This window comes from Curtobacterium sp. PvP017, assembly GCF_054060195.1.
The window spans coordinates 60197-74956 of sequence record NZ_JBSSCY010000012.1 but is presented as its reverse complement, the minus strand read 5'-3'; the positions used below and the strand labels follow the sequence as shown (position 1 = coordinate 74956).

General features: G+C 71.5%; 16 protein-coding genes. 7 read left to right on the top strand and 9 right to left on the bottom strand.

The genetic code is table 11. The annotated features are described in order from the left end of the window. Window positions 1-236: 236 nt before the first annotated feature. The 5 genes from ACVKXF_RS17300 (at window position 237) to ACVKXF_RS17280 (ending at window position 5203) form a co-directional block, all read left to right on the top strand. Window positions 237-2633 carry a phosphoketolase family protein gene (locus ACVKXF_RS17300; protein WP_456796462.1) on the top strand — a complete coding sequence of 799 codons (2397 nt, stop codon included), beginning with the start codon at window positions 237-239 and terminating at the stop codon, window positions 2631-2633. Window positions 2634-2726: 93 nt separating this feature from the next. Further along, window positions 2727-3152, top strand: coding sequence for a hypothetical protein (locus ACVKXF_RS17295; RefSeq protein ID WP_456796461.1), 426 nt, complete (start codon window positions 2727-2729; stop codon window positions 3150-3152). Between the two features lie 33 nt (window positions 3153-3185). After that, window positions 3186-3869 carry a fumarylacetoacetate hydrolase family protein gene (locus ACVKXF_RS17290; protein WP_456796460.1) on the top strand — a complete coding sequence of 228 codons (684 nt, stop codon included), beginning with the start codon at window positions 3186-3188 and terminating at the stop codon, window positions 3867-3869. A 159-nt stretch (window positions 3870-4028) separates the two neighbouring features. After that, window positions 4029-5015: a sugar phosphate isomerase/epimerase family protein gene (locus tag ACVKXF_RS17285; protein ID WP_456796459.1), complete on the top strand. Its 987-nt coding sequence runs from the start codon at window positions 4029-4031 to the stop codon at window positions 5013-5015. An 11-nt stretch (window positions 5016-5026) separates the two neighbouring features. Then, window positions 5027-5203, top strand: a complete 177-nt coding sequence (locus tag ACVKXF_RS17280) for a hypothetical protein (protein WP_185021246.1) — start codon at window positions 5027-5029, stop codon at window positions 5201-5203. Window positions 5204-5206: 3 nt separating this feature from the next. On the opposite strand, the gene ACVKXF_RS17275 is transcribed toward ACVKXF_RS17280, so the two are convergent. The 6 genes from ACVKXF_RS17275 to ACVKXF_RS17250 all read right to left on the bottom strand — a co-directional run bounded on the left by ACVKXF_RS17275 (window position 5207) and on the right by ACVKXF_RS17250 (window position 10642). Next, window positions 5207-5536, bottom strand: coding sequence for a hypothetical protein (locus ACVKXF_RS17275; RefSeq protein ID WP_123310728.1), 330 nt, complete (start codon window positions 5534-5536; stop codon window positions 5207-5209). Continuing rightward, window positions 5533-6102, bottom strand: coding sequence for a hypothetical protein (locus ACVKXF_RS17270; protein WP_456796458.1), 570 nt, complete (start codon window positions 6100-6102; stop codon window positions 5533-5535). Before ACVKXF_RS17270 ends, ACVKXF_RS17275 begins: the two co-directional genes overlap by 4 nt. Then, a complete protein-coding gene (locus ACVKXF_RS17265; RefSeq protein WP_456796457.1) occupies window positions 6099-6629 on the bottom strand; it encodes an RNA polymerase sigma factor in 531 nt (176 codons plus the stop codon). Before ACVKXF_RS17265 ends, ACVKXF_RS17270 begins: the two co-directional genes overlap by 4 nt. A 258-nt stretch (window positions 6630-6887) precedes the next feature. After that, window positions 6888-7043 (bottom strand): hypothetical protein, encoded by a 156-nt coding sequence (locus ACVKXF_RS17260; protein WP_185021247.1) that lies wholly within the window; start codon window positions 7041-7043, stop codon window positions 6888-6890. Window positions 7044-7238: 195 nt separating this feature from the next. Continuing rightward, on the bottom strand, window positions 7239-9755 hold the full coding sequence (locus ACVKXF_RS17255) for an ATP-dependent DNA ligase (RefSeq protein ID WP_456796456.1): 2517 nt from the start codon (window positions 9753-9755) through the stop codon (window positions 7239-7241). After that, window positions 9752-10642 (bottom strand): SDR family oxidoreductase, encoded by an 891-nt coding sequence (locus ACVKXF_RS17250; protein WP_456796455.1) that lies wholly within the window; start codon window positions 10640-10642, stop codon window positions 9752-9754. Before ACVKXF_RS17250 ends, ACVKXF_RS17255 begins: the two co-directional genes overlap by 4 nt. Before the next feature lie 106 nt (window positions 10643-10748). Between ACVKXF_RS17250 and ku the strand changes: the two genes are divergently transcribed. After that, complete coding sequence (ku, locus tag ACVKXF_RS17245) at window positions 10749-11756, top strand: non-homologous end joining protein Ku (RefSeq protein WP_396289964.1); 1008 nt, start codon at window positions 10749-10751, stop codon at window positions 11754-11756. A gap of 46 nt (window positions 11757-11802) precedes the next feature. After that, window positions 11803-12483: an antibiotic biosynthesis monooxygenase gene (locus ACVKXF_RS17240; RefSeq protein WP_456796454.1), complete on the top strand. Its 681-nt coding sequence runs from the start codon at window positions 11803-11805 to the stop codon at window positions 12481-12483. On the opposite strand, the gene ACVKXF_RS17235 is transcribed toward ACVKXF_RS17240, so the two are convergent. From ACVKXF_RS17235 to ACVKXF_RS17225, 3 genes are read right to left on the bottom strand one after another with little or no spacing between them, the layout of a single operon-like run. Then, the gene (locus ACVKXF_RS17235; protein WP_456796453.1) at window positions 12480-13088 is read right to left on the bottom strand and encodes a TetR/AcrR family transcriptional regulator; all 609 of its coding nucleotides are present in this window, start codon (window positions 13086-13088) and stop codon (window positions 12480-12482) included. The two genes, ACVKXF_RS17240 and ACVKXF_RS17235, sit on opposite strands and share 4 nt — an antisense overlap. Further along, on the bottom strand, window positions 13085-13795 hold the full coding sequence (locus ACVKXF_RS17230) for a DUF998 domain-containing protein (protein WP_456796452.1): 711 nt from the start codon (window positions 13793-13795) through the stop codon (window positions 13085-13087). Before ACVKXF_RS17230 ends, ACVKXF_RS17235 begins: the two co-directional genes overlap by 4 nt. 19 nt (window positions 13796-13814) lie before the next feature. Beyond that, complete coding sequence (locus ACVKXF_RS17225; RefSeq protein ID WP_340195982.1) at window positions 13815-14759, bottom strand: Ppx/GppA phosphatase family protein; 945 nt, start codon at window positions 14757-14759, stop codon at window positions 13815-13817. Between the last annotated feature and the right edge of the window lies 1 nt (window position 14760).

Sequence of the window (14760 nt, the reverse complement as noted above, 5' to 3'; positions counted from 1 at the left end):
GCCGAACGCGGCACCGCCGAGGACGAGGGCGCCGGTCGTGGCGAGGGTGATGGAGGTCTTCAGGCTCTTGCGCATGGTGATCGATTCCTTTGCTGTGTGGAAGCTGCGTGCCGGCCATGTCTGACCGGAGAGCGCCCTGGGCTTTTGCCCTGTGCAACTCATTCGGCGCACCCTCGCGATCGGTTTGGAACGTCTTTCCTGAGGTTTCCGGGGCCGGGGTTTCGTAGCGTGGGGACATGGCCCCTGCGCACATCTCCACGACCGACCGACTCCGGGCGGTCGACGCCTGGTGGCGAGCCGCCAACTACCTGACGGTCGGGCAGATCTACCTGCTGGACAACCCGCTGCTCGAACGGCCGATCGAGCCCGGCGACATCAAGCCCCGGCTCCTCGGACACTGGGGCACCTCCCCCGCCCTCAACCTCGTGTACGCACACTGCAACGCCCTGATCGCGGAGACCGGGCGCGAGTTCCTGTACATCTGCGGCCCGGGACACGGCGGGCCGGCGATGAACGCGAACGCGTGGCTCGACGGCACCTGGGGCGAGCTGTACGCCGACGACGACCTGCAGCGCTTCTTCCGGCAGTTCTCGTTCCCCGGCGGGATCCCGTCGCACGCGGCACCGGAGACGCCCGGGTCGATCAACGAGGGCGGCGAGCTCGGCTACTCCCTCGCGCACGCGTACGGGGCCGCCCTCGACAACCCCGACCTGGTGGTCGCGTGCGTCGTCGGTGACGGTGAGGCGGAGACCGGACCGCTCGCGGGGTCGTGGCAGGCGCACACCTTCCTCGACCCGGTGTCGGATGGTGCCGTGCTGCCGATCCTCAACCTCAACGGGTGGAAGATCGCGAACCCGACCGTCCTCGCCCGCATCCCCGGCGAGGACCTGACCGCGTACTTCCGCGGCCTCGGCTACGACCCGATCGTGGTCGACTCGCGGCGGGTCGACGACGACCCCTACGCCGTGCACGCCCTGTTCGACGGTGCGCTCCACCGGGCACTCGCCGCCATCGACGACATCCAGGCAGCAGCTCGAGCCCAGGCAGCACGCGCGGCGGCGGGACAGCCCGCGGGTGCCGCCGACCTGCGCCCGCGCTGGCCGATGATCATCCTCCGCACCCCGAAGGGGTGGACCGGGCCGAAGGAGGTCGACGGTCAGCAGGTGGAGGGGACGTTCCGCGCACACCAGGTGCCGCTGTCGAACGTCCGCGAGGACGACGGCCACCGGGCCCAGCTCGAGGAGTGGATGCGGTCCTACCGGCCCGAGGAGCTCTTCGACGAGGACGGGAACCCCCTCGGGATCATGACGACGATCCGTCCCACCGGCGACGAGCGGATGAGCGCGACGCCCCACGCCAACGGCGGGCGCATCCGGACGGCCCTCGACCGTCCCGCGCTCGACGGGTACGGGGTACCGGCCGGTTCGACCGCCTCGGCCACCGGCACGCTCGGACCGTGGCTCGCAGCGCTGATCACGCAGAACGCGTCGACGTTCCGGCTCTTCGGCCCCGACGAGACGATCTCGAACAAGCTCGACGCGGTCTTCGACGTCACCTCGCGGGTGTGGCGGGCGCAGCGCGCGGTCGGCGACGAACACCTCGGGGCTCGCGGACGCGTGACCGAGGTCCTGTCCGAGCACCTGTTGGAAGGCATGCTCGAGGGCTACGTCCTCTCCGGCCGGCACGGGCTCCTGAACACCTACGAGGCGTTCGCCCACATCATCGACTCGATGGTCGGGCAGTACGCCAAGTGGCTCGAGTCCGCGACCGACATCGACTGGCGTGCACCCGTGTCGAACCTGTCGATCCTGCTGTCGTCGCACGTCTGGCGGCAGGACCACAACGGGTTCTCCCACCAGGACCCCGGGTTCCTCGACGTCGTCGCGTCGAAGCAGCAGGACCTGGTCCGGATCAAGCTGCCAGCCGACGCCAACACCCTGCTCGCCGTCGCGGCGCACGCCTTCGAGACGACCGACCGCATCGAGGTGATCGTCGCCGGGAAGCACCCCGAGCCCGTCTTCCTGTCGCTCGAGGACGCCGTCGCCCACGTGGACGCGGGCCTCGGGGTCTGGGACTGGGCCGGCACCGAGCAGGAAGTCGGCCGCGTCGACGTGGTCCTCGCCTGCGCCGGCGACGTCCCCACCGTCGAGGCCGTCGCCGCCGCGGACATCATCCGGAAGCACGCGCCCGAGGTCGGCGTCCGGGTCGTCAACGTCGTCGACCTGCTCGCGCTCGGCGACCCGCGGAAGCACGAGCACCCGATCCCCGACGAGCGGTACGACGAGCTCTTCCTGCCCGGGACCCCGACGGTGTTCGCGTTCCACGGGTACCCGTCGCTCGTGCACCAGCTGACCTACCGCCGCAACGGCCACGACGATCTGCACGTGCACGGGTTCCTGGAGCGGGGCACGACGACGTCGCCGTTCGACATGCTCATGCGGAACGAGATGGACCGCTTCGCGCTGGCGCACGACGCCCTGACCCGGGTGGACGCCGACGCGCACGCCGATCTGCTCGCGACGCTGTCCGCAGCGCGGGACGCAGCGCGCTCCTACGCGTACGACAAGGGCGAGGACCACGAGTCCGTCGACGGGTGGGAGTTCTCGGGGTGGCCGCAGGGCCCGTCCGCCTGATCGTTCCTGCACAGGCCGGGAGGCCCGGATCACCGTCCACAGGACCGGTCACGCCCGCCGCGTGGCCGGTCCTCTGGCGTCAGGGTGGTCCACATGGATGTCGCGTTGACGAGTGCGGTCGTGTCGGTGGTCGGGGCTCTCGTGGCCGTCGGCGCGTTGGTCGTGTCGGTCGTCGACGGGCGCGCTGGGCGGCGAAATACCGAGTTCTTGGGGCACCGGGATCTCTGGTGGCAGCGTTGGTCGTGGGTCGCTGACCGCGCGACCTCGGACGATGCGAGGCAGCGAGGAACGAAGGGACGGACGATGATGTCGACGCTCACCGATGAGGCCTTCAAGCGCTTGCTCGACAACCGAGAGCTGACGACGCCACGGCTGCTTGCGAGCCCCCACTACGCGCCGCTCATGCGCGCGGAAGGCGCTGAAGAGGAACTCGCGCAACTGCGGATCGAATGGCGAGAACGACAGGAGCGCGCCCGCGCGCGGAAGCTCAAGTACGAGGCGTCCTTCGGTGAGAGCTGAACCGATGCCCTGCGAGCCTGCCACGCTGGGACCGTGACCGACCTCGTCATCCCGGCCCCGAGCCTCCCGACCGTCCCCACGACCACGGGCGCACGCTTCCCCGTCCGACGCGTCTTCTGCGTCGGCCGGAACTACGCGGCGCACGCACGCGAGATGGGACACGACCCGGACCGCGAGCCGCCGTTCTTCTTCACCAAACCGGCGGACGCCGTCGTCGTCGACGACGCGGACACCCCGTACCCGCCGCAGACGGCGCAGCTCGAGCACGAGGTCGAACTGGTCGTCGCGATCGGTACCGGTGGCGCGGACATCGCCGCTGCGGATGCCCTCGCTCACGTCTGGGGGTACGCGGTCGGCATCGACCTCACCCGACGCGACCTCCAGGCCGAGGCCAAACGCCTCGGTCGTCCGTGGGACACGGCGAAGGGGTTCGACGCCTCGGCACCGATCGGCGCGATCGTCCCGGCGCAGGGCATCGACCCCAGCGCGGGCAGCATCGAGCTCGTCGTCGACGGCGAACGACGACAGGTCGGTGACCTGGCCGACCAGATCTGGTCCGTCGCGGAGACCATCGCGGCGCTGTCCCGGTCCGTGGCGCTCGCTCCCGGAGACCTGCTCATGACGGGGACGCCCGAGGGGGTCGGTGTCCTGGAGCACGGGCAGCGGGTCGTCGGCACCATCGCCGGCGTCGGCACGGTCCGCACCCGCATCGTCTGACCGGCGTTTCCGTGGTGTGACGGGCCGCTGGGAGGGCTCGCAGGCGCGACGGGTATCCCTGGTGCGACGCCAGGTGGGGATCGCGGCGTCGTACACACGGGGCAGGACCATCGTGACGGGCGTCTGCAGCTGCTCCGGGATGACGGAGGTACGGCCGTGATGGAACACGATCTGCTGGCGACGTCGTGGACGTGGGCGGGCGACGAGACCATCCGTGAGCGCGTCCACGCGGTCGGTGCCGCAGGGTTCGCGGGACTCTCGTTGTCCCTCGACGACCTGCACGAGGTGCGCGCGACGACGGGCTTCGCCGAACTCCGCCGCGTGCTCGACGGCGCGGGCATCGTCTGGGTCCAGCTGGGGCCGCTCGACCGCTGGTGGACGTGCACGAGCCGGACGGACGACGACGACGCCGACCGCGGGGTGGTCCTCGAGGCGGCGGCGGCGCTCCGTGCCTGGCAGGTGATCGCTCGGGCCGACACGTCGTTGCCCGGAGCCTCACCCATCACGATGGCCGACGACTGGACGGTGCTCGCCGACCAGGCCGCCACCGTCGGTGCGCAACTCGTCCTCGAACCCGAGCCGTGGTCGAACCTGCCGACGATCGAACGGGCTGCACGCTTCGTCACAGCGGCCGGCCACCCGAACGGCGGGCTGCTGCTCGACGCGATGCACGCCCTGCGCGGTGGATCCACGTTGGCGTCGATCCGGCAGGGTGTCGCGCCCACGACGCTCGCGGCGGTCGAACTGAGCGACGGGCTCCTGCACACCCCGTCCGGAATGACCCTGTCCGAGGAGGCCCGCGAGGCGCGGTACCTGCCCGGAGCGGGCGCGTGGGACCTGCCGGGGCTCGTGCGGACGGTGCGGGAGCTCGGCTTCGACGAGCCGTGGGGCGTCGAGGTCCGGACGCCCGGCCACCGGGCGATGCCCATCGGGGACGCACTCCGGACGGCCGCGGCGGCGACCCGCGCCGTGCTCGACGCGGCCGACGCGTACGGCGCACCGGCCGCGCCCGCGATGCCCTCGTCGCCGGCGCCGACCTCGGCGGTCGACTTCGAGCCGCCGCACCCCGGCACGCGCGGCGTGACCCAGCCGGGATCGCGCCGCCCGGCCGGACGCCGTGACGCCGACACAGGCACGCCCGCGTAGCCTGCTGGAGCATGAGCGACCAGACAGCACACGACGACGATCTCCTCCGCCGCTCGCAGGAGTCCATCGACGAGGCCAAGGCCGCTGCGGCCGAGGTGTCCGAACCCGGCGAGGACGAGCTCGTCGACGAGGACCTGCCCGTCGCGGACGATGCCGAGCCGACGGACGGACCGGCACCGGCTCCCTGACGTTCAGTCGATCTCGACGACGCGGACCGTGACGTCGGAGGGCGCTGCACCGAGGGAGTGGTGCGCGGCCGCCACGACGGCGTCCCGCACCGACCGGAGGACCGCGATCGTCGGCACGGCCCGGTCGGTCGTGACGACCACACGGACACGTGCTCCGTCCGGCCGGTCCTGGACGAGCACGGCCCCTCCGTCCCGCGGGATCTCGAGCACGGAGCGGACGTCGCGGACGAGCGTGGCGAGTCCGGGTCCGGGCGGCAGCACCGATCGGACTCCTGGCACCGCGAGGACGACCGCGGTGAGTTCACGGGAGACGGCGCGGACGTCGGCGGTCACGGTGTCCCTCCGACCACGACGTCGGCGACGCGGACGACCACGCTGCGGATCCTGAACGGTGCGTGCCCACCGAGCACCGCGGTGACGTGCGCGCGGAGCGCCTCGGCACGGTCCGACACGGATGCCTCGAGCGTGGCCACGACGGTGATGTCGACGTCCACGGCACCGCCGGGGACCCCGACGTCGCCGCTGAAGCGGGTCCGACGGACGACGACGCCGGGGACGTCGTCGCCGAGGGTGCGGACGAGCCCGCGCAGTGCACCCTCGGTGACGACCAGGTGCGCGGCGGGATCGTCGTCGGGGACCGGGATGTCCCGTCCGGCGTGGGCGGTCGTCCGGATGGACGCGAGCACCGAGCTGATCCAGCGCTCGTCGCCGTCGGCCGACGCCTCGGTGTCGAGCAGGTCCCGTGATGCCCGTCGCAGCACCTGCAGCCGCTCGAGGGCGGCGACGGCGTCTGGATCACCCTCGATGTCGGCCCGGACCGGGGTCCGGTCGGCGTCGAGGTAGTCGGAGAGTTCGTCCAGCGTGAAGGCACCGTGACGGTCGTCGACGTCGTCGCTCATCGCCACCCCTCCATCTGTTCGATCACGCGTCGCCGCGCACGGGCGAGCAACCCGCGGACGGTCGGCGCGGACAGCCCGGTCGCCTCGGCGATCTCGGCGTAGGGCGCCCCACCCACCTCGCGCATCACCCAGACGGCGCGCTGTGCATCCGGGAGTGCCTGCACGATACGCGCGAGTTCCCGCACCTGCATCCGGGCGGCGACCACCTCGTCGACGGGCCGTTCGTCCGGCGCGTCGACCATCGCTTCGAGGTCCGCGTGCGGGTGCCGACGGCGGAGCCGGTCGAGCGCCTTGTTCGCTGCGATGCGGAACAGCCAGTTGCGCACCCGCTCCGGGTCCTCGACCCTGTCGATGCGCTGCCAGGCCTGCAGAGCGGCTTCCTGGACGGCGTCGTCGGCCTCCCCGTCGCCGTACCCGAGGATCCGCGCCGCGTAGGCCCGCATGTGGGGTCCGTACCGGCGGATCAACACTCCGAACGCTGCCGTGTCGCCGTCGGCGCTGCGCTCGACGAGCGACGTGTCGGACAACGCCGCGAGGGCTTCGTCGCTGGACAGGAGCAGCTCCTCTGCGCGATCTCGGGTTCTCGTGTGACGAATCGGGCGTTCGTCACGTCCTTAGTACGTGCCTACCAGGTGCGCCTCCGCGCGTCTGGTGCCAGCGCGCCGTGGCCGGCCATCCCTGAAGGGTCGGTCACGGTGCCTCGACGGCGGCCCGTGCGCTCCCTGATCCGGTGCACGGGTCGCCTTCCCCCGCCCCGGTGTCCACTCGCCGACGCGCCTACTCGTCTACTCGTCGGTCTCGTCGGCGAGGAAGTCCGCGTAGGTCACTTCGGTGTCGGTCACCACGGTCCCCGGATCGACCGGGCTCCGTGCGGCACGATCCCCGTTGATCGCGACGCGTTCCTCGGCCGTGAACGGCGGCAGGTACTTGCTCGAGCTCATCCCCAGGCCCTTTCGTCCCGGCGAACGTAACAGTCGGCGGCGGATCAGCGGTCGACCGGGTCGAAACGTCCCCCGCCGGGGCGACGGACGGGGGACGGAATTTCGCCACGGGCGGACCCCATGCGCACGCATCAGCGCGGGCGCCAGCCAGCGCGTGCACCAGCTGGCACGCGGCGGTCGCTCCTCGCGGACGGTTCAGCGCTCGCGCACCACGTCCTCGGGGTCCTTGTCCGGCCGCCAGCCCCGCCAGGACGGCTGCCGCAGGCGCCCGTCGCCGGTCCACTCGGCGAACTCGACCTCGCCCACCCGCTTCGGGGTGACCCACTGCGCGTCCCGTGCGTCGACCCGTGGGACGTCGACGAACGGCGAGGTCTTCCGATCGAGCGGGCGCAACGCTGCGGCGATCTCGTCGAGGTCGCGATCGCGGAACCCCGTGCCGACCTTGCCGATGTACTCGAGACCGTCCGGCCCGGGTACGCCCAGCAGCAGCGAGCCGACCCCGCCCGCACGACGACCGCTGCCCGGCTTCCACCCACCGACCACCACTTCCTGCGTGGCGTGGTGCTTCAACTTCAGCCACGCCTCGGACCGCCTGCCCTCGGCGTACTTCGAGCTGCGCTTCTTCGCGACGACGCCCTCGAGGCCCTGCTCCCGCGACGACGCCATCACGCCGTCCAGGTCGCCCTGCGAGGCCGGCGGCACGTCGATCACCCCGCCGGGCTCCACGACGGTCTCGAGTGCCTGCCGACGAGCGTCGTACGCCAGGCGGGTGAGTTCGTGTCCGTCGGCCTCGAGCACGTCGAAGAGCAGGAACCGCACGGGGGTCGCCTGCTGCGCTGCCCGCACCTCGCGCGCCTTCGTCAGGCCCATCCGGTTCTGCAGGAGCTGGAAGCTCGGGCGGCCCCGGTCGTCGAACGCGACGATCTCGCCGTCGAAGACCCCGTCGACCCCGGCACGGTCGCCGAGTTCCTGGAGCTCCGGGTACTGCTCCGTCAGGTCGTTGTCGTTCCGGCTGCGAAGCGTGACCGAGCCGTCCCGGACGGTGGCGAGTGCACGGACGCCGTCCCACTTCATCTCGAACGCCCAGTCGGCTGGGTCCAGCCGGGGCGCGTCCTTCGCCAGTGTGGCCTGCATGGTCCGTCGGTCCGCCGGCGCGGTGTCCGCACGACTGGCTCCGGTGATGCGCCGCTGCCCGTCGCGGTGTGCGGCGGTCGACCGGGAGGCTCGCCCCGCGTCTGCCGCGCCACCGCCGTCCGCCAGACGGTCGGGTTGCTCCTTCGTGCGGTGGATGAGCCAGTTCTTCTCGTCCCCGGCACCACCCCGCCCGCGGGTGTGCAGGAGCGCCAGTCGGCGAGCGCCGCCGGTCCGGCCGTGCAGGGTGACGATGACCTCTTCGCCCTCGCGCCACTTCTCCAGCTCGTACGTGCCGTCGTCCCAGAGCGTCACCGTGCCGCCGCCGTACTCGTCCTTCGGGATCGTGCCCTCGAACGCGCCGTACTCGAGCGGGTGGTCCTCGGTCTGCACCGCCAGGTGGTTCTTGCCCGGGTCGGTCGGTTCGCCCTTCGGCAGGGCCCAGCTCACGAGCACGCCGTCGTGCTCGAGCCGGAAGTCGTAGTGGTCGCGGGTGGCGTGGTGTTCCTGGATCACGAAGGTCGGGGTGCCGTCCTTCCGGACCGTGGGCGCCCCCTCGGGCACCGGCTCCGGCGTCTTCGAGGCATCACGCTTCGCGCGGTACGCGGCGAGCCGGTCGCGGGCCGGCTGCTCGGCCTCGTTCGCACGTTCGGTCCGGTCGCCGTCCCAGTGCCCGTGGTCGTCGCGTCCGACGGCCAACGAGGCGGACGCGACCGGGTGCAGGTGGTCCCCACGGGCCTCCAGGCGCTCCAACACCTCGTCCAGCGTCAGCTGGGCGAGGCCGCGCTCCTCGAGCTCCTTCCAGGTGCGGGGAGCGGCGACCGTCGGGCGCTCGCGCCCGCGCAACGAGTAGGGCGCGATCGTCGTCTTGTTGCCGTTGTTCTGCGACCAGTCGACGAAGACCTTGCCCGTCCGCTCGGCCCGGCTCATCGACGACAGCACCAGGTCGGGCAGGTCGTGCTCGAGGGCCTTCGCCAGCTCGTGTGCGACGTCGGAGACGTTCGCCGTGGTCGACCGACCGTCGAGGGCGGCGTACAGGTGGATGCCCTTCGAACCGGAGGTCACCGGGTACGGGTCGAGGCCCATGCCGTGCAGGATCTCGCGCGCCGCGACGGCCACCTCGACGCACTCGGGCAGGCCGACTCCCTCGCCGGGGTCCAGGTCGAGCACGAGACGGTCCGGGTTCTGCTGCCCGCCGCGGGGACCGAACCGCCACTGCGGCACGTGCAGCTCGAGTGCGGCCTGCTGCGCCATCCACACGAGGGTCGGCAGGTCGTCCACGATCGGGTACTCGTTGTCGTGCTCGGAGTGGTGGATGGTGTGGTGACGGACCCAGTCCGGGGCGGAGTCCGGCAGGTTCTTCTCGAAGAAGACCTTGCCGTCGACGCCGTTCGCCCACCGCTTCCGGGTGACCGGGCGGTCCTTGACGTGCGGGATCATCCACGGCGCCACGCGCTCGTAGTACTCGATCACCCGCCCCTTGGTCGTGCCGGTCTCGGGGTAGAGGACCTTGTCGGTGTTCGTGAGCGCCAGTCGCCGGTCGCCGACCAGGACGACGGTCTTGCGGGACGCCGGACTCACAGCGCCACCCCGGTCGCTCCCGCCACCGTCAGGGTCGTGCCCGAGGTGTACGACGACTCCGGACCCGCCAGGTACACGTAGGCGCTGCCGAGCTCGACGGGCTGCGCCGGCCGCCCGAACGGGGTGTCCTGGCCGTAGCGCGCGATCTCGTCGCCGGGGTAGCTGATCGGCTGCAGTGGCGTCCACACCGGGCCCGGCACCACGGTGTTCGCCCGGATGCCCTTGGCCGCGAGCTGCCGCGCGAGGCCGTTCGTGTACGTGATGATCGCGGCCTTCGTCGCCGCGTAGTCGATCATGCGGTCCTGCGGCTGGTAGGCGGACACCGAGCTCGTCGTCACGATCGAACTGCCCGGTGCCATGTGCGGGACCGCGGCGCGCACCAACCAGAACAGCGAGTACAGGTTGACCTTCATGGTGCGGTCGAAGTCCTCCGTCGACTGCTCGGTGACGTCCTCGTGCACCAGCTGGTGGCCGGCGACCAGCACCAGGGCGTCCAGCCCGCCGAGGTCGCGCACCGCGGTCCGGACGAGTTCGTCGCAGAAGCCCTCGTCCGTCAGGTCGCCGGGCAGCATCACGGCGTTGCGGCCGAGGTCGGCGATGACGTCACGGACCTCGGTCAGGTCGTCGATCTCCTCGGGCAGGGCGTTCAGTGCGACGTCGGCCCCTTCCTTCGCCATCGCGATCGCCGCCGCGCGACCGATGCCGGAGTCGGCGCCCGTGACGAGCACGCGGTACCCGCGCATCCGCCCCGTGCCGAGGTACGAGACCTCGCCGTGGTCGGGCGGCGGGTCCATGGCACTCGCCAGCCCGGACCCCTGCTGCGTCTGCGCGGGGAAGGGCGGGCGCGGGAACTGCTCACGCGGGTCCTGCTTGTCGAGCTGGCTCATGCGCCCATCGTGCTCGCGTTGGCCGGTCGACGGTCCAGCGAACCGGGATCTGTGGAGAACCCGTCGGCTGCGGGCGCTCCCGTGCGGACACGGGCATCATGTGCGCATGAGGTCGATCTGGAAGGGCTCCATCGCGTTCGGGCTCGTCAACGTGCCCATCAAGGTCTACGCGGCCACCGAGACGCACGACGTGTCCCTGCACCAGGTCCACGACGAGGACAAGGGCCGCATCCGCTACAAGCGCGTCTGCGAGTTCGGGCACGAGGTCGAGTACGCCGACATCCAGCGCGCCTACGACGACGGCGACAAGACCGTGGTGCTCACCGCGGACGACTTCAAGCAGCTCCCCGAGGAGCAGTCGCACGAGGTCGAGGTGCTCGAGTTCGTGCCCGTCGACCAGGTCGACCCGATGATGTTCGAGAAGACGTACTACCTGGAGCCCGACTCGCGCTCGCCGAAGGCCTACGTGCTGCTGCGCGAGACCCTGGCGAAGACCGACCGGCTCGCGATCGTGCAGTTCACGCTCCGTCAGAAGACCCGGCTCGGTGTACTCCGTGTGCACGACGACGTCATCCTGCTGCAGGGACTGCTGTGGGGTGACGAGGTCCGTGCCGCCGACTTCACGGCACTGGACTCGTCGGTGAAGGTCAGCGCGAACGAGCTGAAGATGTCGTCGTCGCTGGTCGAGAGCATGTCGACGGACTTCGACCCGGACCGGTACACCGACTCCTACCAAGAGGAACTGCAGCAGCTCATCGACGCCAAGCTCGACGCCGGTGACGACATCGACACCGAGAAGACGTTCGGCGCGAAGGAGGACGAGGACGACGAGGGCGAGGGCGGTGACGTCCTCGACCTGATGGCCGCCCTGCGTGCGTCCGTGGACAAGAAGCGGACAGGAGGCTCGGGGTCGCGTTCGGCGTCGAGCTCGCGTTCGTCGTCGGGTTCCGACTCCAGCACGTCCGGCTCGACGAAGAAGGCACCGGCTGCGAAGGCGCCGGCGAAGAAGACCGCGCCCGCGAAGGCCACCGAGAAGAAGGCGCCGGCAAAGAAAGCACCCGCGAAGAAGCCCGCGGCCAAGAAGGCGCCCGCCGAGAAGAAGCAGGCGAGCTAGCAGCACGCGACACGAGCCGGTAACACGCGTCCGCGAGACTGGACGCATGACTCCACAAGAGCCAGGGAGCCTGTCCCCATCGGCACGACCCGCCCGCCGCTGGCGCGTCGGTCAGGAACCGGCGACGGGGGCCCCGTCGTCACCCGAGACCGCCGGCCCGCCCGTCACCGTGTCCATCACCCGCCTGGTCGAACCCGACCGCATCCCCGAGGTCACCCACTGGGTGCAGTCCGGGGTGAACCTCGCCAACCGGTACCCGGGCTTCCTCGGCTCCGGGTGGGTCCGGTCGAGGGCGCAGTCCCGCGAGTGGCACATGCTCTACCGCTTCGCCGACCACGACTCCCTGGCCACGTGGGAGAACTCCGACGACCGGCTCCGCTGGCTCGACCTCGGGCGCGACCTGGTCGTGGAGTCCCGCGTCGAGAAGCGCACCGGCATCGAGGGCTGGTTCGACGTCCCGCAGGATGCCCCGGCCTCGAGCGCTCCGCCGCGGTGGAAGCAGGCGGTGAGCATCTGGCTCGGCTTCTTCCCGGTGAACCTCGTCTTCACGATCCTGGTCGGGCTGCTCGTGCCGTCGTTCGCGGGACTCGCAGCGCTGCCGCGGGTGCTCATCACGACACTCGTGCTCACGCCGATCATGACCTTCTGGGTGCTGCCGTTCGTGACGAAGCTGATCCGTCCGTGGCTGCTCGCGCCGCCGCGGTCCGAGCGGGCGACACGGACCTAGCCGACCATCCCGGGCACGTCGCCGCCGTACCCGAGCGCATCCCACGCCACCCGCAGCACGTACGGCCGGGCCTCGGTCGCCGAGGCGTCGTCCTCGTAGGTCAGCGCGAGCATCATGATCGCGCCGAAGGCACCGGACACCCGGGCTCGTCGGTCGAGCGACGCGGCCGCGCGGTCGCCGAGGTCCAGGCCGAAGAGTTCGAGCAGGATCGCGGCCACCGGGACCAGCCGCTCACCGACGTCGTCACCGCGTCGCAGCGTGAACGCGGCGAGGGCGAGCTCCGCCCACCCCGGCCGGGCCAGTGCGAGGTCGGTGATCCCGGCCAGCGCCGCGGCGTCGCGGTCCGGACCGAGCGGCATCTGCCGGACCGCCTCGCGCACCGTGTCGGTCTGCGCGGTGCACTGCGCAAGCGCGGCCTCGACGAGCTGCTCCTTGCTCGTGAACCGGGCGAGGATGCCCGCCTTCGAGTAGCCGGCCTGGTCGGCGACGGCCTGCACGGCGGTGTCCTTGACGCCGCGGCGGGCGATGAGTCCGGCGGTGATGTCGAGGACGTCGGCGGTGATCTCCTCGGCGGAGGGCCGAGCACGGCGCGCGGGGCGGATCACGCGCGCACCGCCGAGGCGCGTGCCGCCCGCCGGCGTCGGGTCCCCGCGACCAGCAGGGTGATCCCGGTGACGAGCTCCCACGCGACGATCGTGTACACGGCAGCACGTTCCCACACGCCGTCGGGGAACACGTCGACCACCGTCGAGGACGAGTCCACCACCAGCATCACCAGGGAGACGAGGCCGACGATCCCGAGCGCGACGCTCGCGATCCGGTAGGCCGCCGGAGCCCGCAGTGCACGCGACCCGATGCCGACGGTGATCGCGACGAGGTTGCCCGTCGTGATCGCTGCCGCGGCACCGAGGACGTGGAACACGATCGTGCCGCCGTCGGTGCTCGTCTGGCTGCCGTGGAACGACCCGACCAGGACCATCCCGATCAGGTGGACGACGGCGAGGACCGCTGTCGTCACGCGCGCTCGGCGTGACGCGGCACGGAACACCACGACGGCGAGCACCGCGGCGACGCCGAACAGGATGCCCTGCCCGATGAACGTCGTGTTCATGAGCACGTGCAGCGGCGAGTCGATCGTCCGGCCCTGGAACGCGCCGACGTCGGGGACACCGAGGTCGGAGATGTAGTTCGTCGCGTAGCTGTAGCCGGGGAACGCCGATGCGGAGACGGCTTCGCCGACGAGCCAGCCGACGCCCGCGACCGTCCAGAGGGCACCGGGGACGAGCGCGCGAGGAGTGTCCGAATTGGTCATGCCCTGACCATAACGGTCACTACTGGGAGTTGCCCAACACCGACAGCTGGTCGAGCCGCTCGAGGATCACGCCCTCGCGGAGCGCCCACGGGCAGATCTCCAGTGCCGACAGGTCGAAGATGTCGAGGCAAGCCTCGGCGACGAGCGCTCCCGGCACCACCTGGTGCGCCCGGCTCGCCGACACCCCTGGGAGCTCCGCCAACTCGGCGACCGACATGGTCAGCAGCGCCGGCAGCTTCGACCGGAGCACGTCTCCGTCGAGCACCCGCGGCACGAGCGGACCGGCGGCCGACGGCGCCGCTCCGCAGATCCGGGCGATCGACCGGAAGGTCTTCGAGGTCGCCACGGCACGGTCCGGACGCCCGGCGCGGAGCAGCTTGCCTGCGTCGCGGGCGATCTCGACCCGGATCTCATGCCGGATGCGACGGACGTCGTCCTCGGTCGGGGTGCCCGCCGCGAAGTACGAGCGGGCGAGCCGGGCCGCACCGATCGGCATCGACCACGCGACGTCCGGCGCTTCGTCGGCTCCCCCGGCGATCTCGAGCGAGCCGCCGCCGATGTCGAACACCGCGAGCCGTCCGGCGGACCATCCGAACCACCGCCGGACGGCGAGGAACGTCAGCCGCGCTTCGTCCCCACCGGACAGGACGGCGAGCTCCACACCGGTCGAGGACTCGACGTGGGCGAGGACCGCGTCGGAGTTCACCGCGTCGCGGACGGCCGAGGTCGCGAAGGCGAGCATGTCCTCGCAGCCGCGTTCCTCGGCGACCCGGACGGCGTCCGCCACGAACCGCGTCAGGGCGTCGACGCCCTGCGGCGTCACCGCGCCGGCCTCGTCCAGGTGCTCGGCCAGCCGCAGCGGTTGCTTGAACGAGGACGCCGGCAGCGGCGCGGCGCCACCGTGGGCGTCCACGACGAGCAGGTGGCCGGTGTTGGACCCGATGTCGAGAACTCCCACGCGCATG

What these genes read in the sequence shown, in the direction of transcription:
- ACVKXF_RS17300 (WP_456796462.1), top strand. Translation starts at nt 237, where the DNA reads ATGGCCCCTGCGCACATCTCCACGACCGACCGACTCCGGGCGGTCGAC.
- ACVKXF_RS17295 (WP_456796461.1), top strand. Translation starts at nt 2,727, where the DNA reads ATGGATGTCGCGTTGACGAGTGCGGTCGTGTCGGTGGTCGGGGCTCTC.
- ACVKXF_RS17285 (WP_456796459.1), top strand. Translation starts at nt 4,029, where the DNA reads ATGGAACACGATCTGCTGGCGACGTCGTGGACGTGGGCGGGCGACGAG.
- ACVKXF_RS17280 (WP_185021246.1), top strand. Translation starts at nt 5,027, where the DNA reads ATGAGCGACCAGACAGCACACGACGACGATCTCCTCCGCCGCTCGCAG.
- ACVKXF_RS17270 (WP_456796458.1), bottom strand. Translation starts at nt 6,102, where the DNA reads ATGAGCGACGACGTCGACGACCGTCACGGTGCCTTCACGCTGGACGAA.
- ACVKXF_RS17260 (WP_185021247.1), bottom strand. Translation starts at nt 7,043, where the DNA reads ATGAGCTCGAGCAAGTACCTGCCGCCGTTCACGGCCGAGGAACGCGTC.
- ACVKXF_RS17250 (WP_456796455.1), bottom strand. Translation starts at nt 10,642, where the DNA reads ATGAGCCAGCTCGACAAGCAGGACCCGCGTGAGCAGTTCCCGCGCCCG.
- ku (WP_396289964.1), top strand. Translation starts at nt 10,749, where the DNA reads ATGAGGTCGATCTGGAAGGGCTCCATCGCGTTCGGGCTCGTCAACGTG.
- ACVKXF_RS17240 (WP_456796454.1), top strand. Translation starts at nt 11,803, where the DNA reads ATGACTCCACAAGAGCCAGGGAGCCTGTCCCCATCGGCACGACCCGCC.
- ACVKXF_RS17230 (WP_456796452.1), bottom strand. Translation starts at nt 13,795, where the DNA reads ATGACCAATTCGGACACTCCTCGCGCGCTCGTCCCCGGTGCCCTCTGG.
- ACVKXF_RS17225 (WP_340195982.1), bottom strand. Translation starts at nt 14,759, where the DNA reads ATGCGCGTGGGAGTTCTCGACATCGGGTCCAACACCGGCCACCTGCTC.